Annotated in this window: 19 protein-coding genes; 7 read left to right on the top strand and 12 right to left on the bottom strand. The window is 72.2% G+C overall.

The window, feature by feature from the left end:
• Positions 1 to 9: 9 nt before the first annotated feature.
• From aqpZ to ACTJKJ_RS03280, 6 genes are all read right to left on the bottom strand, one after another.
• The gene (aqpZ, locus tag ACTJKJ_RS03255) at positions 10 to 723 is read right to left on the bottom strand and encodes an aquaporin Z (protein WP_440819581.1); all 714 of its coding nucleotides are present in this window, start codon (positions 721 to 723) and stop codon (positions 10 to 12) included.
• A gap of 102 nt (positions 724 to 825) precedes the next feature.
• Positions 826 to 2,808 (bottom strand): CHASE2 domain-containing protein, encoded by a 1,983-nt coding sequence (locus ACTJKJ_RS03260; protein WP_440819582.1) that lies wholly within the window; start codon positions 2,806 to 2,808, stop codon positions 826 to 828.
• Positions 2,808 to 4,448 carry a FecR domain-containing protein gene (locus ACTJKJ_RS03265; RefSeq protein WP_440819583.1) on the bottom strand — a complete coding sequence of 547 codons (1,641 nt, stop codon included), beginning with the start codon at positions 4,446 to 4,448 and terminating at the stop codon, positions 2,808 to 2,810. Before ACTJKJ_RS03265 ends, ACTJKJ_RS03260 begins: the two co-directional genes overlap by 1 nt.
• Complete coding sequence (locus ACTJKJ_RS03270) at positions 4,445 to 5,227, bottom strand: response regulator transcription factor (protein WP_440819584.1); 783 nt, start codon at positions 5,225 to 5,227, stop codon at positions 4,445 to 4,447. Before ACTJKJ_RS03270 ends, ACTJKJ_RS03265 begins: the two co-directional genes overlap by 4 nt.
• A gap of 157 nt (positions 5,228 to 5,384) precedes the next feature.
• Positions 5,385 to 6,722 (bottom strand): tetratricopeptide repeat protein, encoded by a 1,338-nt coding sequence (locus ACTJKJ_RS03275; protein WP_440819585.1) that lies wholly within the window; start codon positions 6,720 to 6,722, stop codon positions 5,385 to 5,387.
• 113 nt (positions 6,723 to 6,835) lie between these two features.
• Positions 6,836 to 9,523 carry an alpha-1,6-glucosidase domain-containing protein gene (locus ACTJKJ_RS03280; protein WP_440819586.1) on the bottom strand — a complete coding sequence of 896 codons (2,688 nt, stop codon included), beginning with the start codon at positions 9,521 to 9,523 and terminating at the stop codon, positions 6,836 to 6,838.
• Positions 9,524 to 9,884: 361 nt separating this feature from the next.
• On the opposite strand from ACTJKJ_RS03280, the gene ACTJKJ_RS03285 reads away from it, so the two are divergent.
• Positions 9,885 to 11,594, top strand: a complete 1,710-nt coding sequence (locus tag ACTJKJ_RS03285; RefSeq protein WP_440819587.1) for an alpha-amylase family glycosyl hydrolase — start codon at positions 9,885 to 9,887, stop codon at positions 11,592 to 11,594.
• A gap of 108 nt (positions 11,595 to 11,702) precedes the next feature.
• On the top strand, positions 11,703 to 13,562 hold the full coding sequence (locus ACTJKJ_RS03290; RefSeq protein WP_343601644.1) for a glycoside hydrolase family 13 protein: 1,860 nt from the start codon (positions 11,703 to 11,705) through the stop codon (positions 13,560 to 13,562).
• Positions 13,563 to 13,610: 48 nt separating this feature from the next.
• On the opposite strand, the gene ACTJKJ_RS03295 is transcribed toward ACTJKJ_RS03290, so the two are convergent.
• On the bottom strand, positions 13,611 to 14,096 hold the full coding sequence (locus ACTJKJ_RS03295; protein WP_440819588.1) for a hypothetical protein: 486 nt from the start codon (positions 14,094 to 14,096) through the stop codon (positions 13,611 to 13,613).
• A 175-nt stretch (positions 14,097 to 14,271) separates the two neighbouring features.
• On the opposite strand from ACTJKJ_RS03295, the gene ACTJKJ_RS03300 reads away from it, so the two are divergent.
• On the top strand, positions 14,272 to 14,916 hold the full coding sequence (locus tag ACTJKJ_RS03300; protein ID WP_440819589.1) for a hypothetical protein: 645 nt from the start codon (positions 14,272 to 14,274) through the stop codon (positions 14,914 to 14,916).
• 52 nt (positions 14,917 to 14,968) lie between these two features.
• Positions 14,969 to 15,871, top strand: coding sequence for an amidohydrolase family protein (locus tag ACTJKJ_RS03305; RefSeq protein WP_440819590.1), 903 nt, complete (start codon positions 14,969 to 14,971; stop codon positions 15,869 to 15,871).
• An 80-nt stretch (positions 15,872 to 15,951) separates the two neighbouring features.
• Here the strand turns inward: ACTJKJ_RS03305 and ACTJKJ_RS03310 are convergent, their stop codons facing one another.
• From ACTJKJ_RS03310 to ACTJKJ_RS03320, 3 genes are all read right to left on the bottom strand, one after another.
• Positions 15,952 to 17,862, bottom strand: a complete 1,911-nt coding sequence (locus tag ACTJKJ_RS03310) for an amidohydrolase (RefSeq protein ID WP_440819756.1) — start codon at positions 17,860 to 17,862, stop codon at positions 15,952 to 15,954.
• A 215-nt stretch (positions 17,863 to 18,077) separates the two neighbouring features.
• Positions 18,078 to 19,640: a hypothetical protein gene (locus tag ACTJKJ_RS03315; RefSeq protein WP_440819591.1), complete on the bottom strand. Its 1,563-nt coding sequence runs from the start codon at positions 19,638 to 19,640 to the stop codon at positions 18,078 to 18,080.
• A 37-nt stretch (positions 19,641 to 19,677) separates the two neighbouring features.
• Positions 19,678 to 20,799 (bottom strand): porin, encoded by a 1,122-nt coding sequence (locus tag ACTJKJ_RS03320; RefSeq protein ID WP_440819592.1) that lies wholly within the window; start codon positions 20,797 to 20,799, stop codon positions 19,678 to 19,680.
• Between the two features lie 234 nt (positions 20,800 to 21,033).
• Between ACTJKJ_RS03320 and ACTJKJ_RS03325 the strand changes: the two genes are divergently transcribed.
• Both ACTJKJ_RS03325 and ACTJKJ_RS03330 read left to right on the top strand, forming a co-directional pair.
• Positions 21,034 to 21,954 carry a LysR family transcriptional regulator gene (locus ACTJKJ_RS03325; protein WP_091723411.1) on the top strand — a complete coding sequence of 307 codons (921 nt, stop codon included), beginning with the start codon at positions 21,034 to 21,036 and terminating at the stop codon, positions 21,952 to 21,954.
• Entirely contained in the window at positions 21,947 to 22,951 is a 1,005-nt protein-coding gene (locus ACTJKJ_RS03330) for a Bug family tripartite tricarboxylate transporter substrate binding protein (RefSeq protein ID WP_440819593.1), read from the top strand. The genes ACTJKJ_RS03325 and ACTJKJ_RS03330 overlap by 8 nt, the downstream gene beginning before the upstream one ends.
• Before the next feature lie 27 nt (positions 22,952 to 22,978).
• Here the strand turns inward: ACTJKJ_RS03330 and ACTJKJ_RS03335 are convergent, their stop codons facing one another.
• Together ACTJKJ_RS03335 and ACTJKJ_RS03340 are read right to left on the bottom strand one after the other, a co-directional pair.
• Entirely contained in the window at positions 22,979 to 24,079 is a 1,101-nt protein-coding gene (locus tag ACTJKJ_RS03335) for an NAD(P)/FAD-dependent oxidoreductase (RefSeq protein WP_440819594.1), read from the bottom strand.
• A 76-nt stretch (positions 24,080 to 24,155) separates the two neighbouring features.
• Positions 24,156 to 25,004 carry a DUF4743 domain-containing protein gene (locus ACTJKJ_RS03340; protein ID WP_440819595.1) on the bottom strand — a complete coding sequence of 283 codons (849 nt, stop codon included), beginning with the start codon at positions 25,002 to 25,004 and terminating at the stop codon, positions 24,156 to 24,158.
• Between the two features lie 130 nt (positions 25,005 to 25,134).
• On the opposite strand from ACTJKJ_RS03340, the gene ACTJKJ_RS03345 reads away from it, so the two are divergent.
• Positions 25,135 to 25,653 carry a coiled-coil domain-containing protein gene (locus ACTJKJ_RS03345; RefSeq protein ID WP_440819596.1) on the top strand — a complete coding sequence of 173 codons (519 nt, stop codon included), beginning with the start codon at positions 25,135 to 25,137 and terminating at the stop codon, positions 25,651 to 25,653.
• Positions 25,654 to 25,825 lie beyond the last annotated feature (172 nt).

The raw sequence follows: 25,825 nt of genomic DNA on the forward strand, positions 1-25,825 counted from the left end.
ACAGGCGCTTCATCGCGGCGCCCCGGCCGGCGCCAGCGGCGCGTCGAACAGGACCCGCCCGGCCGCGGCGCCAATGACGCCACCGGCGATGGGTGCGAGCCAGAACAGCCAGAGCTGTCCCAGCGCCCAGTCGCCGGCGAACAGCGCCACGCCGGCGCTGCGCGCGGGGTTCACCGAGGTGTTGGTGACCGGGATGCTGATCAGGTGGATGAGCGTGAGCGCCAGGCCGATCGCCAGCGGCGCGAAGCCGGGCGCCGCCTGGCGCGAGGTCGCGCCCAGGATGACCAGCAGGAAGCAGGCGGTGAGCACGACTTCCGTCAGCGCGGCCGCCGCCAGCGAGTAGCCGCCCGGCGAGTGCGCGCCGTAGCCGTTGGCGGCGAAGCCGCCGGCGGCCAGGTCGACGCCAGGCTTGCCGCTGGCGATCACGGCGAGCACCGCGGCCGCGGCCACCGCCCCCAGCACCTGCACGGCGACGTAGGGCAGCACGCCGCGCGCCGGGAAGCGCCCCGCCACGCACAGCCCGACCGTCACCGCCGGATTGAAGTGGCCGCCCGACAGCGGCCCCACCGCATGCGCCATCGTCAGCACCGACAGGCCGAAGGCCAGCGAGACACCGAGCAGTCCGATGCCCGATTCCGGAAAGGCGGCCGACAGCACGGCGCTGCCGCAGCCGCCCAGGACCAGCCAGAACGTGCCGATGAATTCGGCGATGAGCGCTTTCAAGATCCTTCTCCCAGTTCGTGCCGCAGGAACAGCGGCGGGCGGACTGTAGGAAGGGCCAGCGGGAGGGACCAGCGTCGCTGACGATTGTTGACGTTTGGTCCGTCAGCCGGCGGCGCGGGGCAGCTCGATGAAGAACAGGTTGCCGTCGTCGGCCGGTCGCCAGCCGGCGTCACCGCCATGCCGCCGGGCCACCGATCGGACGATGGCCAGCCCGAGGCCGGCGCCGGCGGTGACGCGCGCGGCGCCCCCCGCGGCGCGGGCGAAGCGGTCGAACAGCGGCGCGGCCTCGGTCGGCGCCAGCGGCTCGCCCTGGCTGGCCACGTCGATGCGCCAGCCCGTCGCGGTCCGGGACAGCTCGCAGCGCACGACGCCGCCGGCACGGCCGTACTTCAACGCGTTGTCGACCAGGTTGCCCACGGCGCGCACCAGCAGCGCCACATCGCCGTCGCAGACGGCATCCTCGTCCGGCGCGCGCGTCTCGATCGCGACGCCGCGCTGGCGCGCCTCGGACCAGGCGCCGTCCACCGCTTCGACGATCACGTCGCGCAGGTCCAGCGGCGCCGTCCGCAGCGCCTCCGGCGCTTCCGCCCGGGCCAGTTCGACGAAACCTTCGGCCAGCGCCAGCGCGCGCCGGGTCTGGACCTCGATCGCCGCCAGGGTCGGTCCGTTGGCGTCGGCGTCGGCGTCGGCCAGCTCGATCAGGGCCAGCGTCGCGGACAAGGGCGCGCGCAGGTCATGGGAGAGGAAATCCATCGCCTCCCGGCGCTGGCCCTCGAGCTGGCGCAGCCGGCTCGCCGCCGCGGTCAGCGCGGCCATGCGGCGGTCCAGCGGATCGCCCCCGGACGCGGAGACGGCCAGGCCGTCGCGTGGCGGCAGCCGCTCCCGCACGCGGTGGAACTCGCGCTCGAGGTAGGCGAGCGCGGTCTCCAGGCGTTGCCAGCTCCAGAGCGGGATCACGAGCGCCAGGCCCGCCAGCGCCGCCGACGGCGCCCACACCACGCCGGCCAGATGGTGCAGCGCCCAGGCGAGCACCACGATCGCCGGCATCAGGCCGAGCGCCACGCCGAGCCCGACGCGCGGCCGCGTCCGGCGCAGCACCGCGAGCGCCAGCAGCAGCGGCGTCACCGCCAGCAAGGCGCCCTGCCACCAGGTCGGCGGACGCAGGGTCCGTCCCTCGCGCAGCGCGACCAGGGCCTGCGCGGCGATCTCCACGCCCGGCATGAGCGCCTCGGTGCGCGACACCGGGGTGGGATAGGCATCGGTCAGACCCGGCGCGGTGGCCCCGACCAGCACGGTCGCCTCCTTGAAGGTGGCGGCGTCCACCCGGCCGCGCAGCACGTCCACGTAGGACACGCGCCGGACGCTACCGGGCGGTCCGGCGAACGGGATGAGGAAACGCGCCGACCGGTTCCAGCGACCGGCCTCCGCCCGTCCGGCCGTTCCCGCCGCTCCCATCCCATCCGCCGGGTCGGGCGCCGGCTCCGCGAGGTCGATGCCGGGGCGCGCCTGCCGCAGCAGCGCCACGGCGAAATGGTCCCAGCTCACGCTGCCGAAGCCCTCCCTCAGGAACAGGGCCCGCACCAGGCCGTCGGCATCCCGGTCGACATGCAGCTGGCCCAGACCGGCCGCCGCGCCGGCCAGCGCCGGCACCGGCAGGGACACCATGCCGCCCGGCGTCTCGCCCGGCGTGAAGTGCAGCGGCAGCACCACGTGTCCATGACGACGCAGGGCCGCGGCGAGCGCCGCGTCGTGCGCCGGGTCGGGCTCGGAGAGGATCAGGTCCAGGCCGACCGCGCGGCTGCCCGCGGCCGTCAGCCGGTCCAGCAGGCGGGCATGGACGTCGCGCGGCCAGGGCCATCGCCCGAGCGCCGCCAGGCTGGCGTCGTCCACGGCCACGATGACCACGTCGTCCGGGAGGGCGCGCGGCGACCAGTGGAGGAAGGCGTCCGTGATGAGCGCATCCAGCCGCCCCACCCCCGAGGTCCCCAGCGCGCCGGCGCCAGCCACGGCGCCGATGAAGCAGGCCCACCCCAGCGCGTGGAGCCGGCGTCGGAAGCGGGCGTCGGCGAGCCAGGCGCTGCGCATCAGCGTCCGATGCGCACCGCGCCGGCGGTGGCGCCGACGGCTGCCCCGTCCTCGGTGCACAGGCCGCCTTCGCCGCTGATCAGCCGCGCCGCGCCGAAGGCGGAGCGGCGTCCGAGCGCATCGATGACCTGCAGGCGCACCGCCAGCGAGCGGCAGCCGGTGGGCAGGGTCAGGCGCGCCTCGGGCGCGTCGACCTCGACGTCGGACAGGATCCGCTCGAAGCCGGTGTCCTGCGCCACCTGCACGCGGTAGCGGGCCCCCGCCGCGCCGGCCCAGTGCAGGCGGTCGCCCTGCAGCGACAGCCCGGCGCCCGCGGGCGCCACCGGCAGCGGACGGATCTCCAGCCGGCTCGGGTCGCCGAACGGGCCGCGCTCCAGCGTGCCGTCCGGCTCGGGCGCCAGCGAGGCGACGCGCCAGTGGAGCACGCCGATCGGCGCCGAGGCCCACTCGAAGGCGCAGGCGGCGCCGGAGACCTGCCGCTCCAGCAGCGGGCGCTCGAAGCGCGCATCGGTCGAGACCTGGAAGAGGTAGCCCTGCGCGCCCGGCACCTCGGTGCATCGCAGCGTCACGGGCGCGGGCGGCAGGACCTGCCCCTGGGCCGGTTCGCGCGCGATCGGCGCATGCGGCAGGGTCTTGATGCGCAGCCGCGCCGTGCTTTCGCGACCGAACAGGCCGTCCGCGTCCAGCAGCCGGCCGCGGATCCGGTAGCGGCCGTCGGGCAGCACCGGCACCGACAGCGGCGGCCGGCCCTGCAGGGTGGCGACGACCCGCGTGAACGCGTCGTCATCGGCGATCTCCACGCGCACCTGCTGGCCGGCGCTCAGTTCACCGATGGGCAGCTCGCCGGGCAGGCTCTCCAGCCGCAGCTCGTCCACCCACGGCGGCGCGGGCGGCAGGGTCCGCAGCTCGGGCGAACGCCCCGCGCGCACCACGGCGCCCTCGCCGATCGAGACCGCCGTCTCCGCCGCGGCCCCGCGCGCGGCCTCCACCGCCACCCGGCCTTCGATCACGTCGGCGGCCGTCAAGCCGCCCTGCGCCGGCATCGTCACGCCGAAACGGGTCCCGCGCACGCCGGCGGTTGCCAGCGGCGTGCGGACGCGAAAGCGCGACCCGGGCGTCTGCGGCGACACCCGCAGGTCGATGCGGCCGCGATCGAGCTCGATCAAGGTGTTGCGCGTCTCGCGCGGCAGCTCGCGCAGGCGGACCAGGCGCGCGACGGAGCCCGACTGCAGCTGCAGCAGCGAGCCATCGGCCAGCGTCACGCTGATGAAGCCCTGCGCCGGCACGGTCAGCGTCGCGGCCTCCGCGATGCGGTCGCCGATGCGCAAGGCGACGCCGTCCGCGAGCACGCCGCCGCGGACGTAGGCCACCGTGGCCGGGCTCGCCTGGCCCTTCATCAGCGCGAGCGGCAACAGCAGGCGTTGTCCGGGCTGCAGCCGCGAGGGACGCGTGATGCGGTTGAGCCGCGCCAGCTCCGGCCAGCGCGAGGGCTCTTCCAGCTGCTCCTGGGCGATGCGATAGAGCGATTCGCCGCGCTGCACGACATGGGCGACGGTGTCCGCGCCCTGCGCCCGGGCGGTCGACAGGACGCCGGCGGTCAGCAAGGCCGCGAACAGCACGCTCGAGGGTGCGTGGCTCATTCGCTGGACTCGCGGACCGGCAGGTCCCGCGTCGCGCGGGCTTCGGCATCGGCATCAGCATCGGGGGACGACGCGGCCGGCGGCGTGGCGAGCGCCTCGGCGTGCTCCAGCGCTTCCAGCCGGTAGCCATGGCCGTACACGGCGCCCAGTCGATAGCCCTGCTCGGGCCGGAGGCCCAGCTTCAGCCGGATCGACGAGATGTGGGTGTCCAGGGTCCGCGTCGGCACCTCGTCGTCCCGTCCCCAGACGGCGTTCATCAGGTAGCCGCGGGACAGCACCCGCCCGATCTGCCGGAACAGGCAGGCGGCCAGGTCGAATTCGCGCGGCTTGAGCTCGACCGGCACGCCGTCCTTGAGCCAGTCGCGCGTGGCGGCGCGCCATTCAAAGGCGCCATGGCGCTGCACGCCGCCCTGCTCGGGATAGGCGCGACGCAGCAGGGCCAGCAGGCGCGCCTTGAGTTCGGCGCCGCGCACCGGCTTGACGACGTAGTCGTCGGCGCCCTTGGTCAGCCCCTGAACGATGTCCCGCTCCGCGTCGCGATGCGTGACCATCACGATGGGCATGCCGGCGCCCTCGGCGCGCACCGTCTGCACGACCTCCACGCCGGACAGGCCGGGCAGTTCCCAGTCCACCAGCAGCAGGTCGAAGGTCTGGCGCCGCATCGCCTGCAGCAGGCTCGCGCCGTCGGCGAAACGGTGGGGCACATGGCCCATCGATGCCACGGTCCGCGACAACAGCTCTAGCAGATGAATGTCGTCGTCCACCACCGCGATTTGCATGAGCCCTCCCCAAGGCTGGTCAAACGGCGGCGGATTGTGCACAGGATCACGAATTTCTCATCACGGCTGGGCGATCTGCGACCGTTGGCCACAGAAATACGCCTGGCGAGGGACCGGATGTCTCTGGCGCAACGAGCAGCGCGGCGGACGGCGCGACCTAGCGCAACTTCGTCGACGTCCGCTCCATCCGCGCCTTCAGGCTCTCGAGCTTGGCCGCGTACAGGCGGCGCTGCGGCTGGGTGACGCTGTACTCCTCGGCCTTGGCGAGCTCCTCGCGCACCACGTCCCACTTGCCCAGGCCGACATTGGCCAGCGCCATCCAGAAATGGAACTCGTGGTAGTAGGCGGAGCGCGCGATCTCCTTGGCGAAGAGGTCGCGGGCCTGGGCGTACTCGCCGGCCTTCATCGCGGCGACGCCGAGGTCGAAGAACTTGAACGGCGGATAGGGCTGGATCTGCGCGAGGCGGGTCTCGAGCTGCTCCGCCTCGGCCAGCCGGCCTTGCAGGCGCAGCGCCTGCGCCAGGTTGGCCATCGCCTGCACGTTGGCCGGCTCGCGCGCCAGCACCGCGCGGAAGGCGCGCTCGGCCAGCGCCGTGTCGCCATGGCGGCGGTAGATCACGCCCAGCGTGTTCAGCGCCGCCAGCAGCCGCGGCTCGTGCAGCCAGGCGGCCCGCGCGTACCAGTAGGCGCGGTCGAGCTGGGCCTGCGCCATCAGCTCCGCGGCGCGGTTGTTGAAGTACATCGCGACGATGGTGCGCTCCTCCAGCGGCATGGCGCGCTGGCGCGCGATCTGCGCGCCGGGCAGGAAGTCCACCACCAGCGAGGGCTCGTCGTTGCCGATCACGCGGAAGTCCGACTTGCGCCGGCCCAGCGCGATGTTGACGTGGCCCGAGACGACCTGCAGGTCGCCGACGCGGCTCCACTGCTCCTCGTCGTAGATCTGCCGGAACATGATGGGCATGCCGGCCTCGCGGGCGAAGACCGCCGTCATCATCGCCAGCGACAGGCAGTTGCCGGCCTTGGCGTCGAAGGCCTCGGCGGCGGTGCGCGTCGTCTCGGCGTCGTATTCGAGTTGCAGCTCGCCGCGGGTGTAGAGCGCATCCAGCAACATGTGGCGCATGTCGCGGGTCTCCGTCATCAGCGTGCCGCTGCCGGCGTTGGGCAGCCGGGCACGCAGGAACTCGCGCATCTTGGGCGACATCGTCATCACCTGCGCCGGATCGATCACGTCGCGCGAGGGCGGGAACAGCTCGTCATGGATCAGCGGCGCGGTGTCGACGCGGGCGGCCGTCGATCCGTCGTCCACCGACGCGCAGCCGGTCAGGACCAAGCCCAGGGCCAGGGCCGCCATCAGCGCCGGGCCGGCGCGACGCGGCGCGCCCAGCAGCGTCGCCCGCCACCCCGGCGCGCGCGCCGGATGCGCTGGATGCGCCGCTCCCCGGGAGATCCCGGATGCTTCGGGGTGGACTTCGTGGATCGCGTGGATCGTTCCCATGACCGTCTCCGACGCGGCCTCTGACAGGGCCGCTGGCGACCATGCTAGTCCTGCCGCGCCGCGCGCGCACCTCCGTGCGACGAAGACGGGGATATGCGGCGTGAACGAGGCCCTCAGCGGCGCTCGACCACGAAGACCGTCACGCTGCGCGCCGGCACGCGGAAGGCGCCGCGCGCATCGGCCGAGGCCTCGCGGCGGATCCGCAGGTCGGCGGCGCCGGCGGCGCGCTGCACCGGATGCAGCCGCCATGGGAACCCCGCCTCGGCAGCGATCGTCAGCGCGGCCGGCGCCGCGGTGGCATTGACCACGTACAGCACCCGGTCGAAGACCGCGTCCGCGCGGCCGGCGCCGTCCAGCCGCCCGACGATCACGCCCGGCTGCTGCGCCGGCCCGGTGTTGTGGAAGACCAGCCGCCGCGCGATCTCACTCGGCTCGTTCAGCCGGAACAGCGGGGTGCTGGCGCGCAGGCGCAACTGGTCGAGGAACACGCGGCGCGTCCAGTCGATCACCGCCGGCCCCGGCTTGATCGCGGGATCGGCCAGCAGCGGACGCAGCAGCGCGAAGTCCGCGCCGTTGTCCCGCGCGGGCGGCAGGCCGGCGCCGAAGCCGTTGTCCCGGCCGGTCCAGTCGAGCCGGTTGAACCAGTCCCCCGAGTCGTAGCTGTTGCGGTCCATCGACTTGGACCGCAGCAACTCCCCGCCGGCATGGAAATACGCCACCCCCTGGCTCAGCGCGTTGATGCCCAGGGCGACGGCCTGGGTGCGGGCGCGGTCCTCGGCGCTGGTGGCGCGCGGCAGCTTCAGCACCAGGGCGTCGAACAGCGTCTGGTTGTCGTGGTTCTCGACGTAGTTGACGACCTCGGCCGGCACCGACGCATAACCGGCCGGCTGGTCGCCGTAGGGCAGGCGCTCGCCGGTGACGAGCCGGCCGTCGGCGGTCGCTAGCGGGAAGCCGCGCAGTGTGCCCGCCATCGCCAGCTTCAGCAGGTCGCCCTGGCGCAGCAGTTCCTCGCGGCGCGCGGCGTCGTCGGCGGGCGCGGGCACGAGGAACCCCGGCCGGCGCATCGAGGTCGCCGCGTCGTCGCCGGCCGCACCGCCGCGCACTGCGTCGCGGCCGCGGTCGCTGAAGGTGCCGATGCCGGTGCCGTTCAGCGACAACTGCGAAGCCTGCACGAAGCGCGCGCCGTTGGCGACCTCGCCGAAGTTCCAGCCCTCGCCGATCAGCTGCACCTCCCGGCCGAGCTCGCGCTTGAGCCGCGCCTGCAGGCGCTCCATCACGGCGCGCGGCTGGTGGCCCATCAGGTCGAAGCGGAAGGACGCGATCTTGTACTCGCGCGCCCACAGCAGCACCGAGTCGATGAGCAGCTTGCCCATCATCCGGTGCTCGGTGGCGGTGTTGTCGCAGCAGGTCGAGCGCTCGACGCGCCCCCGCGCATCCAGCCGCTGGTAGTAGCCGGGGACGATGCGGTCCAGCACCGAATGCGGCTGCTGCCCCGCGGCCGTCGTGTGGTTGTAGACGACGTCCATGCCCACGCGCAGGCCGGCCGCATGCAGGCCCATCACCATCGCGCGCAGCTCGCGCACGCGGACCGCGCCGTCGTTCGCGTCGCTGGCGAAGCTGCCTTCCGGCGCGCTGTAGTGGTAGGGGTCGTAGCCCCAGTTGAAGCAGTCGGTGTCGGCGACCGCCATGACGGCGGCCTGCTGCGCATCGCTGTCGGGTGCGGCCGCCGGCACGCGCGGGACCGCGCAGCCACGCTCGGGCACGGTGGCCAGGTCGAAGACCGGCAGCAGGTGCACGTCGGTCAGGCCGGCGCGGCTCAGCGCGCGCAGATGGCGCATGCCGGCCGAGTCGCTCCGCGTGAACGCGAGGTACTTGCCGCGCTGCGCCGCGGGGACGGTCGGGTCGTCGCGCGAGAAGTCGCGCACATGCAGCTCGTAGACGACCATGTCGGTCGTCGCTTTCACCCGGTCGGGGATGCGGCTGGCCGCCCAGCCGCGCGGCTGCAGCCGGGGCTCGGACAGGTCGGCGACATAGGCCCGCGCCGAGTCGGCCGAGAGGCTGACCGCATAGGGATCGGTCACCAGGTTGCGGACCCGGCCGACGCCGGGCACGAAGACCTCGACGAGGTAGCGGTAGTACGCGCCGCTGCGCACGCCGGTCCGGGCAGCGGACCAGATGCCGGTGAGCTCGTCGCGCGCCATCGGCAGGCGAGCGCGGGCGGCGCTGTCGGGGCCGTCGTGGAGGCAGAGCTCGACGCGATCGGCGGTCGGCGCCCACAGCTTGAAGCTGGCGCCGGCCGGCGTCAGCGAGACACCGAGCGCGCGCTCGTCCTCCGCGGCGGCATGGAGCACGTCGAGCGCCCGGGCCGTCTGCGCCGGGCTCCAGCGCAGCACGCGGCCCTGGTCGTCCTCCACGGTGATCAGCGTCTGGCCGCGATGCAGCGCGCGCCGGTCGATGGCGGGATCGATGGTGAAGTCCAGGCCCGCGCCCAGGTAGGCGCTCTGCGCGGTGATCTCGGCGTCCGGCGCGTCCTTCGCCGGTTCGAGGGCGCCGCTGAGATCGCTGCCAGTGAGGCGCCCGTCGACCACATCGAGCGCGCCTTCGGCCGAGTGATGGAAGCGCACGACCTGCCCCGCGCCCAGCGTCAGCGCCGGCCAACGCATCCGGCGGTCATCGAGCCAGACCGGCTGCGGGGCGTCCGTCGTCACCTTGAGCGCGGGCGCTTGCGCGCGCAGCGTGGTCACCGGTCCGGCATCGCAGGCGGCGAGCGCCGGGCCCGACGCCGCGTCGGGCGATCCCATCGGAGACGCCCAAGCGGGCAGCGTCGCCAGGCCGCTCAGGATCACGGCCGCCATACGCGACCGGAGACCGGAGCGGAAACCGGACCGAGGACGGGAACAGGGACGGCACCACGGAAGGCACGGGGTCGGACGAACGCCCATCGGATCTCCATCGAACTGTTGTTTTTTGATCCGAGGCCATCCCGAGGGCTGGCAGCGGGTTCGGTTTTGGATGGTAGCAAAACTACATATCAGGAGGATCAGGACTTCCCATCACTACTCAATCCTTCTATGCTGCGCCGCGGCGGTATTCAAAGAACTCACAACCGCCTCACCGAGATTTGTACTTTTGCTACAAGCCCAAAGATCAGGAGACCGCGAGATGACGCCTCGCCCCCTCGCCTTCGCCGCCGCCGTGGCGACGCTGGCCTTGCTCACGGCGACCGGCGCCGGCGCCGCGCCCGCCGCGCCGGTGGACCTGTCGCCGGTGCCGGAGCGGCCGGGCCGCAGCGCGCTGCCGCAGGGCTGGCAGCACGGGCCGTTCATCGAGATCTTCGTGCGTGGCTTCCAGGACAGCGACGGCGACGGCATCGGTGACCTGCGCGGCGTGACGCAGCGGCTGGACTACCTGAAGGACCTGGGCGTCAAGGGCCTCTGGCTGATGCCGATCACCGCCAGCGCCGACCACGACCACGGCTACGCCACCACGGACTACCGCGCGATCGAGCCGCAGTACGGCACGCTGGCCGACTTCGACGAGCTGATCCGCGAGGCCCACCGGCGCGGCATCGGCGTGGTCATGGACTACGTGATCAACCACGGCGCGCGGGAGCATCCGCTGTTCCAGGCCGCGGCCGCCGATCCGGCCAGTCCGTGGCGCGACTGGTTCGTGTGGAGCCCCCAGCCGCTGGCGGAGCTGGCGGACTGGGACATCTGGGGCCACACGCCGTGGTACCTGCCCGGCGAGCAGGTGCCCGAGCTGCCCGAAGGCGCCAGCGCGCCCCCCAAGCCGACCTCGACGCCCCTGGCGCCGGCCGGCTCGCCGCGCTACTTCGCGACCTTCGGTCCCGACATGCCCGACTTCAACATGCGCAATCCGGCGGTGGTGAAGTACCACGCGGACAGCCTGCGCTTCTGGCTCAACCGCGGCCTGGACGGCTACCGCCTCGACGCGGTGCCGCACCTGATCGAGAACAGCGCCAGGGACTGGAACGACCAGCCGGAGAGCCGCGCGCTCACCGGCGACTTCGCGCGGCTGATCAAGCGCTATCCGCATCGCTTCGTCGTCTGCGAGGCGACGGCCGAGCCCAAGGTCTACACCCGGCCCGAGATCTGCGGCAGCGCCTTCGCCTTCGGGCTGGAGCGCGCGGTGATCGACGCGGCCAAGGGCGGCGATGGCGCCGACGAGGCGGTCGCCCGGGTCGCGCGTTTCTTCACCGAGTCGCCGCTGTCGATGGCGACGATGCTGAGCAACCACGACATCTTCGCGGGCCGTCGCCCCTGGGACCAGTTCCAGGGCGACGAGGCGCGCTACAAGCTCGCTGCCGCCACCTACCTGCTGCTGCCCGGCACGCCCTTCCTCTACTACGGCGAGGAGATCGGCCAGGCCGGTGTCGCGGGCCTGCCGGGCGACGCGCCGCTGCGCGCGCCCATGAGCTGGACCGGCGACGTGCGCGGCTTCACCTCCGGCACGCCCTTCCGGCCGGCGGCGCCCAACATCGCCACGCACAACGCGCAGGCGCAGGCGGCCGATCCGGGCTCGCTGCTGAATTTCTACAAGGCGATGCTGGCGCTGCGCAACACGCAGCCGGCGCTGGCGCGCGGCAGCTACGAAGCGCCGCTGGCGCAGGGCCGCGTGCTGAGCTTCCAGCGCGCGTACCGGGGCGAGCGCGTGCTCGTCGTCATCAACTACGGCCAGGAGGCGGCCCAGGTCACGCTCGCCGGCCTGAGCGCCAAACGCCCGCTGCGCCGGCTCCATCCGACCGCCTCCACGCCGGAGCTTGCGCCAATGCCAGCGCCACGCGTCGACGCCACCGGCCGCCTGACGCTGACCGCCGCACCGCTGTCGGTGCAGGTCTTTCGCCTGCGCTGAAGGACGGGCACGATGATCGCTCCGACCCGTCCCGCGGCGCCGCTCGCCTCACCCCTTGCCGCCTTCCTCGCCCCTTTCCTCCTCCCCCTCGCCTTGAGCCTGCTTGCCATGACGCACACTCCCGCCGCCGCCGCGACGGCCGCTTCCGTCTCCCTCCCCGCCACCGTCACGCTCGACCACGTCGAGCCGCCGGACTGGTGGGTCGGCATGAAGTCCCCCGAGCTGCAGGTGATGCTGCACGGCGCCGGCATCGGTGCGCTGCAGGTCGCGCTCGTGCCGGCGCCCGGCGTGACGCTGGTCGGCACGCGGCGGGGCGACAGCCCCAACTACCTGTTCGTCGACCTGCGCATCGCGCCCAGCGCGCAGCCGGGCACGCTGACGCTGCAGCTCCAGCATGAGGGTCGGACCGTCCTGGAGCACCGCTACCCGCTGCGCGCCCGCGCGGCCGGTTCGGCGCAGCGCGAGAGCTTCGGCCCGAAGGATGCGATCTACCTGGTGGTGCCGGACCGCTTCGCCAACGGCGACCCGCGCAACGACGAGGTGCCCGGCATGGCCGAAGGCCTGCGGCGCGACGATCCGGGCGGCCGCCACGGCGGGGACCTCGCCGGGCTGACCGCGCACCTCGACTACATCGCGGGCATGGGCTTCACGATGCTGTGGCCGACGCCGCTGTCCGAGAACAACAGCCCGAAGTGGAGCTACCACGGTTATGCGGCGACCGACTTCTACAAGGTGGATCCGCGCTTCGGCACCAATGCCGACTTCATGCGCCTGGCGACGGAAGCGAAGCGCCACGGCCTGGGGCTGATCCAGGACATCGTGCTGAACCACATCGGCGTGCACCACTGGTGGATGGCCGACCTGCCGACGGCGGACTGGGTCAACGTCTGGCCCCGCTACACCGAGACGCATCACGCGCGCATGTCGCTGCAGGATCCCTACGCGGCGCCGAGCGACCGCAAGCGCTTCAGCGACGGCTGGTTCACGCCGGACATGCCCGACCTCAACCAGCGCCAGCCGCTGGTGGCGACCTACCTCACGCAGATGAGCCTGTGGTGGATCGAGAGCGCGGGGCTGGCGGGCGTGCGCACCGACACCTACAGCTATTCGGACAAGGACTTCCTGGCCGCCTGGTCGCGCCGCCTCAAGGACGAGTATCCGAAGCTCAACATCGTCGGCGAGGAATGGAGCCCGCATCCCGCGGTGGTGTCGTACTGGCAAGCCGGTAAGCGCAACCACGATGGCTACGTGTCGTCGCTGCCGAGCCTGATGGACTTCCCGATGCAGGAGGCCATCCTGGCCGGCCTGAACCAGGCCGACTCGCACGATGGCGGCTTCACGCGGCTGTACGAGGGCCTGGCGCACGATTTCGTCTATCCGGACCCGGCCAACCTGGTGCTCTTCGAGGGCAACCACGACACGCCGCGCCTGTACAGCATGCTGCACGAGGACCTGGACCTGACGAAGATGGCCTGGGCCTTCCTGAGCGTGGTGCGCCGCATTCCGCAGTTCTATTACGGCACCGAGATCCTGATGACCAGCCCGCGCCACCGCGACGACGGCGCGGCCCGCGCGGACTTCCCCGGCGGCTGGGCCGGCGACGCGGTCAACGCCTTCACCGGCGCGGGCCTGAGCGAGCGCCAGGCCGGCGCGCAGGCCTGGCTGAAGCGGCTGCTGAACTGGCGCAAATCGGAGCGGCTGGTCCACGAGGGCGCGCTGATGCAGTACGCGCCGCTGAACGAGGCCTATGTGCTGTTCCGCTACGACGCGGCGAAGGGCCTGGGCGGCAAGCGGCTGATGCTGGTGCTGAACAAGGCGCGCGAGGCGCGGGAGCTGGACCTGACGCGCTTCACCGAGATGCTGCGCGGCGGCGAGACCGCCACCGACGTCATGACCGGGCAGAAGGCAACGCTGGGCGCGTCGCTCAGCCTGCCGGCGCGGTCGGTGACGTTGCTGTCGATCGAGTGACCGCGGTCGGGCGCGGCACGCCGCGCCCGACATCGCCAGCGGACGGGTTCAGTCCCGCTCACTGCACAGCGCGCCGAGCACCAGTCCACCGGCAAGCGCCAGGTAGACGATGCCCAGCCGGCGCGGCGTGAGCCGAGCCTCGAAGCCCGGCGTCAGGCGCCGGGGCACGAGCAGGTAGTCGGTGACCACGGCGGCGCCGGTCAGGATGACCGCGTCGGTCGCCGCATTGAGCGGCGTCGGTCGCCGATGCCAGCCGCGCATCAGGGCGTAGATCCCGCCCCAGAACAGGGCCGAGGCGACGTGCGTCGCGACGCCGACGCCGGTATGGCGGAGGTTGCAGGCCTCGGACTCGAGCGCCTCGTCGCCCCAGAGCCAATGGCTGGGCGCGTTGAGGCCTGCCACCGCGCGATGGCCGCCGGCGCGGCTGCCCCAGGCCACCGCCGCGGCGGAGAGCAAGCCGGAAGCAAGTCCGGCGATCAGCGATTCGCGGATGAGATCGGTGGTGCGAAGGCTGCGAGGCGAGAAATGGTGCATGGGGCTCTCCGGCAAGCGGCTGGGACGGGTGTGGCCCTGGGCGGGCAAGGCGGGCTCCCGCGTCGAGCGGCCCTGGCGGCATGCCGGGTGGTCAGAATTGCACCCGGCGCGCGTCCGCAGAGGCACTCCGGGACGTCATCGAACCGATGCGGCCGCGGGCGTGACCGACGCGCCCATGTGGATGAACCTCATAAGACGGCTGGGATTCGCCGCGGCGATCGGTGCCGCGTCGGATGCGCTGGCGATCAGCATTGAGCGGGATGGCTCCGAGCTCTGGATACGTGACGGCGTGCTCGATGACGCGGCCGTCGAGCGGATCGACGACGCCTTGCGGCGCCGCCCCGGCATCGACGCGATCCATCTGAAGGACCTGCGCGGCGGCCGGCCCATCAGGACCCGGCTCGCCCTGCATGCGGCATTCGTGTTCAGGCGCGTGGAGGTGCATGGCCTCTGCGAGGCGGCCTGCGCCCACCTCGCGCTCACGGCGCGGTCGACCGGCCTTCACCCGCAAGCCACGCTGATCCTTCAGGATCCGCCCGCGTTCATCGACTGGGAAGGCCTGGAGATGACCCGCTTCAAGGACGTCGAGTGGCTGTTCGTCCGGCTGCCCACCCTGCCTCGCGCCGTCATCGAGCGCGTGCTCCTGGCACGCTGGCCGCGCGTGCCGCAGTTGATCCTGCGCCCACGGCGTCCACCCACCGACCTCATCGATGTCAGCTTCTGCGATCCGTCACCGGATCGCTGCCTCCTGCTCGCGCCCATCGGACCTGGGGCCTCTTCGCTGACGCCGCTGCCCGGGACCTTCCCCGATCGTCGATAGGCGCCTCGCAGGCGCAGAATCCACCGCGACCTCATCGCCCTGGAGCCTGCCCATGCGCCGTGTGCCGCCTGCCCTGCTGCCCTTGCTCGTCGTGCTGGCGCTGTCGCCGGCGTGGTCCGGCGGCGCCCTCGCGGCCGACTACACCGGCCCGCTCTTCGACGCGCACCTCCACTACAACGAGGAAGCCTGGAACGGTCGCGACGGTCCGCATCCGCCGGCCGACGTGCTCGCGCGGATGCAGCGCAACGGCGTGAAGGCCATCCTCTCCAACTCGCGTCCGAACGACGGCACGCGCGCCCTCGCCGCGCTGCCGGAGACCCGCGCCGCCGGCGTGACCGTCGTGCCCTTCATCCGGCTCTATCGCACGCGCGCTGACTACGACAACTGGTTCCGCGATCCCAGCATCTACCGCATGGTCCAGGAGGAACTCGCGCGCGGCACCGCGGCCGGGCCGTATCGCGGCCTCGGCGAGTTCCACCTCTACGACAGCGCCAACGCGCGCGGTACCGTCGCGCGCCAGCTGATGGCGCTGGCCGAAGAGAAGTCGCTCGTGGTGCTCGCCCATGTGGACGACGAGGCGATCGAGCTGCTGATGGCCGCCACGCCTAGCCAGGGACGCGAGCTCCGCCTGATCTGGGCTCACACCGGCATCAACGGCACCCCGATCGAGCGCGTCCAGGCCCTGCTCGCGAAGTACCCGCGGCTGATGGGCGAGCTGTCCTACCGCCCCGGCCTCACCTGCGACGACGGCAAGCTCTGCCCCGACTGGCGCGCGCTGATCGAGCGCCATCCCGATCGCTTCCTGGTCGGCTCCGACACCTGGGTCAACCAGCGCTGGCAGCACTACGACGCCACCATGCAGGGCTACCGCGCCTGGCTCGGCGATCTGCCCGCCGACGTCGCACGGCGCGTCGCCTGGGGAAACGCGGCCAGGTTGTTCGGGTTGCCGCTCTGAGCGGCGCTCCAGCGCCCCGGCGCCGCGTCATCGTCGCTTCAGCGCGCTCTCACCGCCCTCGCTCCCTTGCTGCCGCTCCGTCACACGTAGCAGCTGCAGCCCAGCGCGCCCCAGAACGCCTGCGCCGCCGCGGCATCGCTGGCCGCGCTCGCGACCGCCGTGTGGTCGTGGCCATGGACGCCGCACTGGCTGGCGCAGCCGCACATCGCGGCGTACTGGTAGCGGCGCTCGGCATCGCTCATCGCGGACGTCGACGACTTGCGCGCCTGGTAGCCGCCGTAGCGGCGCACCGGCGACCAGTCCGGCATCGCCGGCGGCAAGGGCGGAGCCAGCGACGCGTAAGCGCCGCTGCCATGCACCGGCTTGCCCGCCACCACCGTCAGCACCGAGGTGATGTCCTGGATCTGGTCCTCCGGCACGGTGAGGAAATCGCGGTCCAGCACCGCCAGGTCGCCGAAGGCGCCCGCCTTCAGCACGCCCTTCTTCCCCGTCTCGCGCGAGAACCACGCCCCGTCCGCCGTCATCAGCCGCAGCGCGGCGATGCGCTCCAGCCGCCGTTCCTCCGGATAGAGCACCGTGCCGCCGATGGTGCGACCCGACACCAGCCAGTACAGCGCCTGCCACGGGTTGTAGCTGTTCACCCGCGTCGCGTCGGTGCCCAGCGACACCGGCAGACCCATCTCCAGCATGCGCTTGACCGGCGGCGTCTCCGCCGTCGCCTTCAGCCCGTAGCGGCGGATGAAGTACTCGCCCTGCATCGACATCCGGTTCTGCACCGCGATGCCGCCGCCCAGCTTGCGGATCCGCTCCAGGTTGCGCGGCGTCACCGTCTCGCAGTGGTCGAAGAACCAGCCGAGCTGGTCGATCGGATGATCGCGATGGACCTTCTCGAAGACATCCAGCGCGCGCGACACCGTCTCGTCGTAGGTCGCATGCATGCGCCAGGGCCAGCCGTTGCCCGCGAGGAAACGCACCACGCCCTCGAGGTCGCTCTCCATCGCCGCCGGCATCTCGGGCCGCGGCACGAGGAAGTCCTCGAAGTCCGCCGCGCTGAAGGCGAGCATCTCGCCCGCGCCGTTGAGCTTGTAGAAGTCGCTGCCGTCGCCGGGCCGGCCGGTCTTCGCCCAGCGCTGGAAGTCGGCCAGCTCCTGCTTCGCCTTCTGCGGGAACAGGTTGTAGGCGATGCGCACCGTCAGCCGGCCCTCCTTGGCGAGCCGGTCGATGATCCCGTAGTCATCGGGATAGTTCTGGAAGCCGCCGCCGGCGTCGCCCACCGAGGTCACGCCCAGCCGGTTCTCCTCGCGCATGAAGTGCAGCGTCGAGTTGAGCTGCTGCTCCGGATCGAGCTTGGGCCCGAGGTTCAGCGTGTTGTAGAGGATGAAGGCGTTGGGCTCGGCCAGCAGCAGTCCGGTGGGATCGCCGCGCGCGTCGCGCTCGATGATCGCGCCCGCGGGCTGCGGCGTGTCCTTGGTGTAGCCGACCGCGCGCAGCGCCGCGCGGTTCAGGAAGGCCATGTTGTAGAGGTTGAGCACGAACACCGGCGTGTCCGGCGCCGCGGCATTGAGCTCCGCCAGCGTCGGCATGCGCTTCTCGTCGAACTGGAATTCGTTCCAGCCGCCGACCACCCGCACCCACTGCGGCGCGGGCGTGCGCGCCGCCTGGTCCTTGAGCATCTGCAGCGCCGCGCCCAGCGAGCGCACGCCGTCCCAGCGCAGCTCCATGTTGAAGTTGAGGCCGCCGCGGATGATGTGCATGTGCGAGTCGGTCAGCCCCGGGATCACGCGGCGCTTCTCCACGTCGACCACCCGGGTCCTGGGGCCGGCGAGCTTGGCGATCTCCGCGTCGCCGCCCACCGCCATCACCACGCCGTCGCGCAGCGCGATCGCGCTCGCCTCGGGCCGCGCCGGGTCCATCGTCGTGATGCGGCCGTTGCGCAGGATCAGCTCCGGCGCCCCGCCCGAGCCGGATTGCGCGAGCACCGGCCCGGCCATCACGCTCAGGCCCAGCGCGGCGGCGGCCTCCATGAAGTCGCGGCGATTGCCCTGCGGCGCGTCCTCGCGGCCGGTGCGGATCAGGTCGGTGAACATGGCGGCTCCTGTCGAATCAACCCGCCGATTCTTCGCCCGAATGCCGGATCCGGCTTCTCCCAAAGTGGGGACACCGGCTTGCGGCCGGTGTCGTCGGTGTCGTCGCTGTCGTCCGGGTATCAGGGCCGTTCGCGCGGCGCCACCCGCGTCTCCAGCGGCCGGACCTGGTAGTCCGGCTCGAAGCGGCAGGTCGATCCCAGCGTCACGCGTGCCTTCTCGCAACCGGCGGCGATCGATGCGGGCGTCGGCTTGCGGCCTTGCGTCGCCCAGTTCGACAGCGCCTCCATCAGCGCCGCGTAGGTCGGATCGCTCAGGTAGCTGTGGTCCTTGTCGCCGGTGAAGGTCTGCACCAGCGCATCGCCGCGCCCCGCCGCCGCCATCGTGCGGCCGAAACTCTCTTGCAGCTCGACCATCGCCGTGGGGTCGTGGATGGCATGCACCGTCAGCACCGGCACCGGGATCTTCCCGTCGAGGTCCGCGTCCGCCGCCAGCATCGCCACCGCCTTCGGATCCGCCGCGTAGCGCTGCACGCCCGCGTTGAGCGCCGCGTCGTCGCTCGATCCGGCGTACACCGCGCCCACGTTGCCGAAGGGACTGGCACCGCCGGTGCGCTTGAACGTGATGTCCTGGAAGTGCCAGGTGGCCCAGTTCAAGTGCGACAGGATGCTGCGCTCCGGGATGTGGACCACGTCCACGAGGGTCTTGATCTTCGCGGCCTGCTCGGGCGAGCGCTCCGCCGCGGGCTTGTTCAGGCCCAGGCAGTCGTTCACGCGATTGGCGAGGTCGGCCTGCTTCATCGTCGAGGCAAGCGGCAGCCCGATATTCAGCGGGTACTGCGGCTCGCTCGGCAGCGGATGGTTGTGACAGAGGTATTGGTAGACAACGCGCAGGTCGAGCCGGAAGTCGTAGCTGCGAGTGCCACCACCCAGCACGCCCGAGCTCAGCAGCACCGCGTCATAGGGCTTGCCGTCGACGAAGCGCTCCGCGCCCTTGGCCGCGACGCTGGCGCCCCAGGACTGGCCGTGCAGGTAGACATGTTTCGGCTTGGCCACCTTGTCGATGAACAGGCGTCGCAGCCGTTCGTTGTCCTGCGCCGCGGCCGTCACCGCGACACCGCCCTGCCGGTAGCTCGACGCGGCGAGCGCATAGCCCAGCCTCGGCATGATCGACCAGCGCTCGATGTCCTCGACGACCCGCTTGGCCGTCGGCGCGCCGAGGAAAGGTCCACCGTGCGCGTGCACCACCAGGTCGCCGTTCCAGGCCTTGGGCATCACGATCATGTAGAACGCGCCCGCGCTGTCCTGGCCCGCCAGGCAGCGCGCGCCCTCGCCGACTCCGGACGGACAGGTCGCCGGCGCCGGCACGGACTCGGCCGCCATGTCGAAGGCTCTGTCCTGCGCATCCTGCGCCGCCTTGGCGTCCTTCGCGACGGCCACCGGCGCCGCGGCCGCCAGGCCGAGCACGACCACCGTCATCATCGGCGTGGTCGACCAGCGCCGGCGCCACCGCAGCATCCCCACCAGCGCCACGCCCAGCGCGGCCAGCGCGAAGGCGCCGGGCTCCGGCAGCAAGCCGTCGCTCGTCGCGGTCGGCGCATACATGTCGGGCGTCGCGATGCCGGCGGCCGCGAGCGCGACCGCGCCGGCCAGGCGGCAGGAAAACTTCGTCATGGTGGACGGCATGGTCGTGCTCCTTCGTTGCTGGGGATTGAAGCGCGCGTCAGAAGCTGTGGCGGACGCCGGCCTCGAAGCCGCCGCTGTCGCCGCCAAGCTGCGTCGTGGCCAGGCCGACGTTGAAGCGCGTGCCGCGGCCCTTGTTGTCGACCTTCGCCAGGTTGGTGTACAGCGCGGTGCGCTTGGACAGGTCGTGCACATAGCCGACGGCGATGTGCGTGGCGTCGCTCGCGACGTTCCTGGCCTTGAGCCAGGTGTAGGCGAAGCGGAGCTCGCCCTGCGGCCACAGCTGCCACTGCGTGCCCAGCATCGTCGCCGTGGTGCGGGAGATGCCGACCTCGTTGCGGCCCCACAGCGCCATCAGCCTGGCCGGCCCCCACTGGTAGGACAGGCCGACGTTGCTCTGCGTGTAGTCCCCGGTGGCGTAGCGGGTCTTGGAGATCGCCGCCGAGGTGTTGAAGGTCTCGTTGCGCCAGCCGATGCGGATGCCGGTGAGCTGGCCGTCCTTGCGCGTGGGCCCGGCGCCCTGCTCGCCCAGCGCCAGCATCGCGTGGCCGTAGAAGCCGTTGATGCCCGAGGGCGTGAAGTAGCCGATCGAATTGGAGGCGCGCACATTGGTGCGGGCCGTCGTGCCGTTGGCGGGGACCGGGTAGAACAGGATCCCCGAGCTGCCCACCCCGTTCGTGCCGAACGGATGCATGGAGGTGGTCAGGTTGCCGAACGACGGCACGTAGTCGCGGCCCAGCCGCAGCTCGCCCCACGGGCCCGAGACCTGCACCGTGGCGCGTCGCCCCCAGGTCAGGCCGCCGCTGACCGAGTCCTTGTTGTTGGTGCTGGTGGCGCCGCTGGTGCCGTCGTCGACGGACACCGCCGACTCCAGCCAGAAGCCCACCTTGAGCCCGCCGCCCAGGTCCTCGGTGCCGCGCACGCCGAAGCGGCTGGAGGTGTTGCCGTCGCTGTTGACCAGATGGCGCGTGTCGGTCCCACTGGCCTTCAGCGCCTGCACGCCGATGTCCATCAGGCCGAACAACTGCACGCTGGAGGCGGCCTGCGCCTGCGCGCCGGCGGCGGCCAGCAGGCCCAGGCCGATCGCCGCGGCCTGGGCGATGGTGGTGGTGGCGAGGGCCCGGGCGGGCGCTCCCCTCGAATGCGTGGTCGTTGCCTTCAACGTTGTCTCCGTCTCGTGTCGTTGTTGTCGTGTCCTCGTCGGGACCGTTCGTCGTACTGACCGCCGGACCGTCCTCGGACGGTGCTTGGATCGCTGTCTCGCTGTCGCTGCGTCGGTATCCGGGGCGGACCTTAGTGACGGTGCTCCATAGCGTCAAATACACTGATTCGCGAGATCCGAGACGTTTTGAATATGAGGCCTACGTAGCGCCCGCAGCCCCGGAGACACGCAGCCATGGACCTGCGACACCTGCGCTATTTCGTGACGGTCGCCGAGACCGGCCACATGACACGCGCCGCGGCGCTGCTCGGGATGCAGCAGCCGCCGCTGAGCCAGCAGATCAAGACGCTGGAGCAGGAACTGGGCATCGCCCTGCTCCATCGCCATCCCAAGGGCGTAAGCCTGACCGATGGCGGCCGGCAGTTCCTCGACGAAGCCCGGCGCCTGCTGCGCGACTACCACGACATGCGCGACCGCATGGAGCGCCTGGCCAGCGGCCAGCACGGGCTGCTGGCGATCGGCTTCACCAGCTCCGCGGCGGCGCATGCCTACACGCCGGCGGTGCTGCGCGCCTGCCGGGGCGAGCATCCCGGCATCGCGCTGTCGATGACCGAGAACAATGCCGCCGGCCTGATCGACGCGATCGTGAAGACGCGGCTGCATGGCGGCTTCCTGCGCGTGCCGGTGGCGCGACCGGAGGGCGTCAGCTTCGAGACGCTGCTGACGGAGCCCGCATTGCTGGCCGTGCCGCTGGACCACCGGCTCGCGGCGGTGCCGCGCGCGGCCACGACGCCGGTGCCGCTGGCCGAGCTGGAGGACGAGGACCTGATCCTGGTGCGGCGCCCCGGCGCGCCCGGCCTGTACGCCAACCTGCTGGCGCTGTGCGAGCGCGACGGCGTACGGCCGCGCAGCTTCGTCGAGGTCGACCGGATGATGATGAACCTCAACCTGGTCGCCGCAGGCGCCGGGATCACGGTGGTCCCGGCCTCGATGCGGGGCGTGCATGCGCATTCCATCGTGTATCGGCCGATGGAGAAGCAGGCGCGGCTCGAGGCCCCGCTGACGCTGGCCTACCGGACCCACGACCAGGACGGCCCGATGGCGACCTTCCTCGCGCTGGCGCGGCGCATCGCGATGGAGCACCGCGATGCGTAGGCGGGCGTGGGTGATCGGGCACGGCGCGGCGCTCGCGGGTGTGGCCGGCCTGCCTGCACTCACCGAGGGCGCGCAGGCGCAGGGCTCGACCGCCGCCGAGCCGTGGCCGTCGCGCGCCCTGCACCTGATCGTGGCCTACCCGCCCGGCGGCGTCAGCGACGAGACCGCGCGCGCACTCGCCCAGTTCATGGGCGCGCGACTGAAGGTGCCGGTGATCGTCGAGAACCGCGCCGGCGCCGGCGGCCTGACCGCGCTGGAGTCACTGGCCCGCGCCGCGCCCGACGGCCACACGCTGGCCTACTGCGCGATCTCGCCGCTGGTCTTCGGGCCGCCGGACCCGGCCTCCGCCGCCAGCGGCCGCGGCGACGCCCCGCTGCGGGACGTCGTGCCGGTCGTCAGCCTCATGGACACGCCGGTGCTGGTGCTCGCGCATCCGTCGTTCAAGCCCCGGGATTTCCCCGCGATGCTCGCCGCCGCGCGGGCCGCGCCGGGGCGGCTGCGCTGGGCGACCTCGGGCCACGCGACGGTGGGCCACATGGTGCTGGCGCAGGTCCGCGCCGCGGCCGGCGTCGACATCATCCACGTGCCCTACAAGGGCGGCGGCCAGCAGCTGACCGACGCGATCGGCGGCCAGTTCGAGCTGCTGTCCTCCAACGTCGCCGCGCAGCAGCTGCAGCTGGTGCGTCAGGGCCGGCTGAAGGCACTGGCCATCGGCTCGCCGGTGCGGTTGCCGGTGCTGCCCGAGGTGCCGACGCTGGCGGAACTCGGCTTCCCGGACGCCAACCTGGTCTCGACCTTCGGCCTGTTCGCGCCGCGAGGCGTGCCCGAGGAGCGGCTGCGCCGCCTCAACGCGCTGGTCAACGACGCCCTGCGCCAACCCGAACTGCGCGCGCGGATGCTGGAGGTCAGCAACCTGCCCACCGGCGGCAGCGCCGCCGACTTCGCCGCGCGCATCGCCAAGGAACGCGAGCGGGCGCTGCGCGTGCCGCCCGATTGATTGATTGAACGCGGCGCGGCGCGCCGTTCAGTCCAGCCGCGCGAGGACCTCCTCGGCGATCGCGAGCGCGCTGGTGAGTCCCGGCGACTCGATGCCCATCAGGTTCACCAGGCCCGGCACGCCATGCTGCGCGGGGCCGTCGATGCGGAAGTCCGGCGCGGGTTCGTGCGGCGCATGGATCTTGGGCCGCACGCCGCTGTAGGCCGGCTGCAGCGCCCCGTCGGGCAGTGCCGGCCAGTAGCGCCGCACGTCGTCGTAGAAGGCCTCGGCGCGGGCCGGATCGACGGCGTAGTCGATGTCCTCGGGGCGATCGACATCGAGCCACTGCGCATCCGGTCCGAAGCGCGCCTGGCCGCCCAGGTCCAGCGTCAGGTGAACCCCGAGCCAGGCGTCCTGGGGCAACGGATAGACCAGCCGCGAGAACGGCGCGCGGCCCTGCAGCGCGAAGTAGCAACCCTTGCTGAAGCGGGCGACGGGCGGTGGCAGAAGTCCCTCGATGGTCCGGGCGAGCAGCGGCGCGTGCAGGCCGGCCGCGTTGACGACGAGGCGCGCGCCCAGCGACAGCTCGCTCGTGCGCACGACATGTCCCGGCCCGCCGCGATCCACCGCGGTCACCGCGGCGCCGAACGCGACGGCGCCGCCGTGCCGTTCCAGGCCGCCCTGCAGCGACAGCATCAGCCCGTGGCTGTCGACGATACCGGTCGAAGGTGACAGCAACGCGGCCTCGCAGCGCAGCTGCGGCTCGAGCGCCTGGGCCTCCTCGCGCGTCAGCCATCGCAGGTCGTTGACGCCGTTGACCGCGGCCTTGGCCTGCAGCGCGCGCAGCCCGGGCAACTGCTCCGGCGCGGTCGCGACCACCAGCTTGCCGCAGCGCCGGTGCGCGACGCCGTGCGAGGCGCAGTGCGCATACAGCAGCTGCCTGCCGCGCACGCACAGCCTGGCCTTCAGCGAGCCGGTGGGGTAGTAGAGGCCCGCGTGGATGACCTCGCTGCTGCGCGAGCTGACGCCGGTGCCGATGGCGAGCTCGCGCTCGAGCACCAGCGTCTCCAGACCGCGCATCGCCAGCGCCCGCCCCACCGCGAGGCCCACCACGCCGGCCCCGATCACCACCGCATCGACTTGATCCATGGCGACGATTGTGCCGAGCGGTCCTCGCCGGCCGGTACGGGGAATCCGCAGCGCACGGGCGATCAGCGATCAGCGATCAGGCGCGCAGGTCGGCCAGCGCCTGCGCGTGCTGCAGGCCGAAGGCGCACACGGCGGCGGCGTCATGGCTGAACTCGCCGCCGGTCAGGCGCTGCGCGAGCGTCTCCAGGTCCAGGGTCAGGAACTCGCTGACTTCGCCATCGCGGTTGCGCGGCGTGAAGCCGGCCGGCAGCGCAAGGCTGAACACGTGCAGCACCTCGTCATGCAGGCCTTCGGCTTCCATGCGGGTGCTGCGCAGCGCGCCGCGCGGCTGCACCCCGGCGCCAAACGCCGCCGGCACGCCGGCCTCCTCCATCAGCTCGCGACGGGCACAGGCGACCAGATCCTCGTCGGCGGTGAGGCCGCCGGCCGCGAGGTTGTCGAGCCGGCCGGGGTCCGTCGCCTTCGTCATCGCGCGGCGCCCGCACACCAGCCGCGCGCCCGGCAGGAAGCCGTTGACATGCACCGCGCGGCTCATCAGGCCGAAGAAGCGGAAGGCGGCGCGCTCCAGGCGGAACAGCGGCTCGCCGCGCGCGGTGCAGGGATCGTCGACCGGATGCTCGCAGGCGTAGCGCTCGCCGCGCCAGCCGGTGATCGCGCCGCGGGCCCGCAGCGCGAGCGCGACGGCCTCGATGCGCGCGGAGCGGGCCTCGACGTCGAGGGCCTCCGCGTCCCAGTCGAGCCCGTCGTCGCGGATGCGCAGTTCGGGCCAGACCTCGCCCAGCGCCGCTCGTCTCATCGGATGCACCTGGCCCAGGGGCAGGCCGTTCATCCGCAGCGGCAGCAGCCCGGCGGGCAGCGGCTGCCGCGTGAGTTGCAGGCAGCGCGGCAGGACGGCGACGAGCGAGGGGGGCAGCAGCGCGGACATCGCGCGATTGTCCGGGCTCTCTCCCCCAAGAATCACTGGAATGTGCAAGAGACGCGCCCCCGCGAACGCAGGATCATCGCGGCCTTGTTCAGCGATGAACCCGCAGTCCACGACGCCCAGGAGCCGCTCGATGAAGCTCGCCTTGCACAAAGCTTTCCGCCAGGTCGGTGCCACCGACCACGCCGCCACCCACGCCGCCGAAGCCATCGCCGGCGCCTTGGAGAAACGCATGACCGATCAGCAGACCCCTTACGCCAAGCTCACCGACCTGCAGACGGTGAAGGTCGACATGGCCGACCTGAAATCGCAGTTCTCCGTCTGGCGCGGGGAGATGAAGCAGGACATCGCCGCGGTCCGCGGCGAAGTGGCCGTTCTTCGCGGGGAGATGAAGCAGGAGATCGCCACGGTACGCGGAGAGGTGTCTGTCCTGCGCGCCGAAATGAAGCAGGAGATCACCGCCGTGCGCGCGGAGATGCGGCAGGAGATCGCCGCGGTGCGGGGCGACATGTCGCAGCTGCGAGGCGAGGTCAAGCACGAGCTGGCCAGCACCAGGACCGAGTTGATCCGGTGGATGGTCGCTGGCCAGCTGACCACGGTGACGGTGCTGGGCTCGCTGATCTTCGGCGTGATGCGCTACTTGATGCGATGACGCTCAATGGCGTCCGGTGGCGCGGGGTGGAGCGCCAGCGCGCGATGACGCCCGATGACGTCGATCGTCGGCCAAGAAAAAACCCCGCCAGCTGACGCTGACGGGGTTGTTCTGGTGGGCGGTGCAGGGTTCGAACCTGCGACCCCTGCCGTGTGAAGGCAGTGCTCTACCG

The organism is Roseateles sp. 22389 (assembly GCF_052044995.1).
GTDB lineage: Bacteria > Pseudomonadota > Gammaproteobacteria > Burkholderiales > Burkholderiaceae_C > Roseateles.

What these genes read in the sequence shown, in the direction of transcription:
- ACTJKJ_RS03260 (WP_440819582.1), bottom strand. Translation starts at nt 2,808, where the DNA reads ATGCGCAGCGCCTGGCTCGCCGACGCCCGCTTCCGACGCCGGCTCCAC.
- ACTJKJ_RS03265 (WP_440819583.1), bottom strand. Translation starts at nt 4,448, where the DNA reads ATGAGCCACGCACCCTCGAGCGTGCTGTTCGCGGCCTTGCTGACCGCC.
- ACTJKJ_RS03270 (WP_440819584.1), bottom strand. Translation starts at nt 5,227, where the DNA reads ATGCAAATCGCGGTGGTGGACGACGACATTCATCTGCTAGAGCTGTTG.
- ACTJKJ_RS03275 (WP_440819585.1), bottom strand. Translation starts at nt 6,722, where the DNA reads ATGGGAACGATCCACGCGATCCACGAAGTCCACCCCGAAGCATCCGGG.
- ACTJKJ_RS03280 (WP_440819586.1), bottom strand. Translation starts at nt 9,523, where the DNA reads ATGGGATCGCCCGACGCGGCGTCGGGCCCGGCGCTCGCCGCCTGCGAT.
- ACTJKJ_RS03285 (WP_440819587.1), top strand. Translation starts at nt 9,885, where the DNA reads ATGACGCCTCGCCCCCTCGCCTTCGCCGCCGCCGTGGCGACGCTGGCC.
- ACTJKJ_RS03290 (WP_343601644.1), top strand. Translation starts at nt 11,703, where the DNA reads ATGACGCACACTCCCGCCGCCGCCGCGACGGCCGCTTCCGTCTCCCTC.
- ACTJKJ_RS03295 (WP_440819588.1), bottom strand. Translation starts at nt 14,096, where the DNA reads ATGCACCATTTCTCGCCTCGCAGCCTTCGCACCACCGATCTCATCCGC.
- ACTJKJ_RS03300 (WP_440819589.1), top strand. Translation starts at nt 14,272, where the DNA reads ATGTGGATGAACCTCATAAGACGGCTGGGATTCGCCGCGGCGATCGGT.
- ACTJKJ_RS03305 (WP_440819590.1), top strand. Translation starts at nt 14,969, where the DNA reads ATGCGCCGTGTGCCGCCTGCCCTGCTGCCCTTGCTCGTCGTGCTGGCG.
- ACTJKJ_RS03310 (WP_440819756.1), bottom strand. Translation starts at nt 17,862, where the DNA reads ATGGCCGGGCCGGTGCTCGCGCAATCCGGCTCGGGCGGGGCGCCGGAG.
- ACTJKJ_RS03315 (WP_440819591.1), bottom strand. Translation starts at nt 19,640, where the DNA reads ATGCCGTCCACCATGACGAAGTTTTCCTGCCGCCTGGCCGGCGCGGTC.
- ACTJKJ_RS03325 (WP_091723411.1), top strand. Translation starts at nt 21,034, where the DNA reads ATGGACCTGCGACACCTGCGCTATTTCGTGACGGTCGCCGAGACCGGC.
- ACTJKJ_RS03330 (WP_440819593.1), top strand. Translation starts at nt 21,947, where the DNA reads ATGCGTAGGCGGGCGTGGGTGATCGGGCACGGCGCGGCGCTCGCGGGT.
- ACTJKJ_RS03335 (WP_440819594.1), bottom strand. Translation starts at nt 24,079, where the DNA reads ATGGATCAAGTCGATGCGGTGGTGATCGGGGCCGGCGTGGTGGGCCTC.
- ACTJKJ_RS03340 (WP_440819595.1), bottom strand. Translation starts at nt 25,004, where the DNA reads ATGTCCGCGCTGCTGCCCCCCTCGCTCGTCGCCGTCCTGCCGCGCTGC.
- ACTJKJ_RS03345 (WP_440819596.1), top strand. Translation starts at nt 25,135, where the DNA reads ATGAAGCTCGCCTTGCACAAAGCTTTCCGCCAGGTCGGTGCCACCGAC.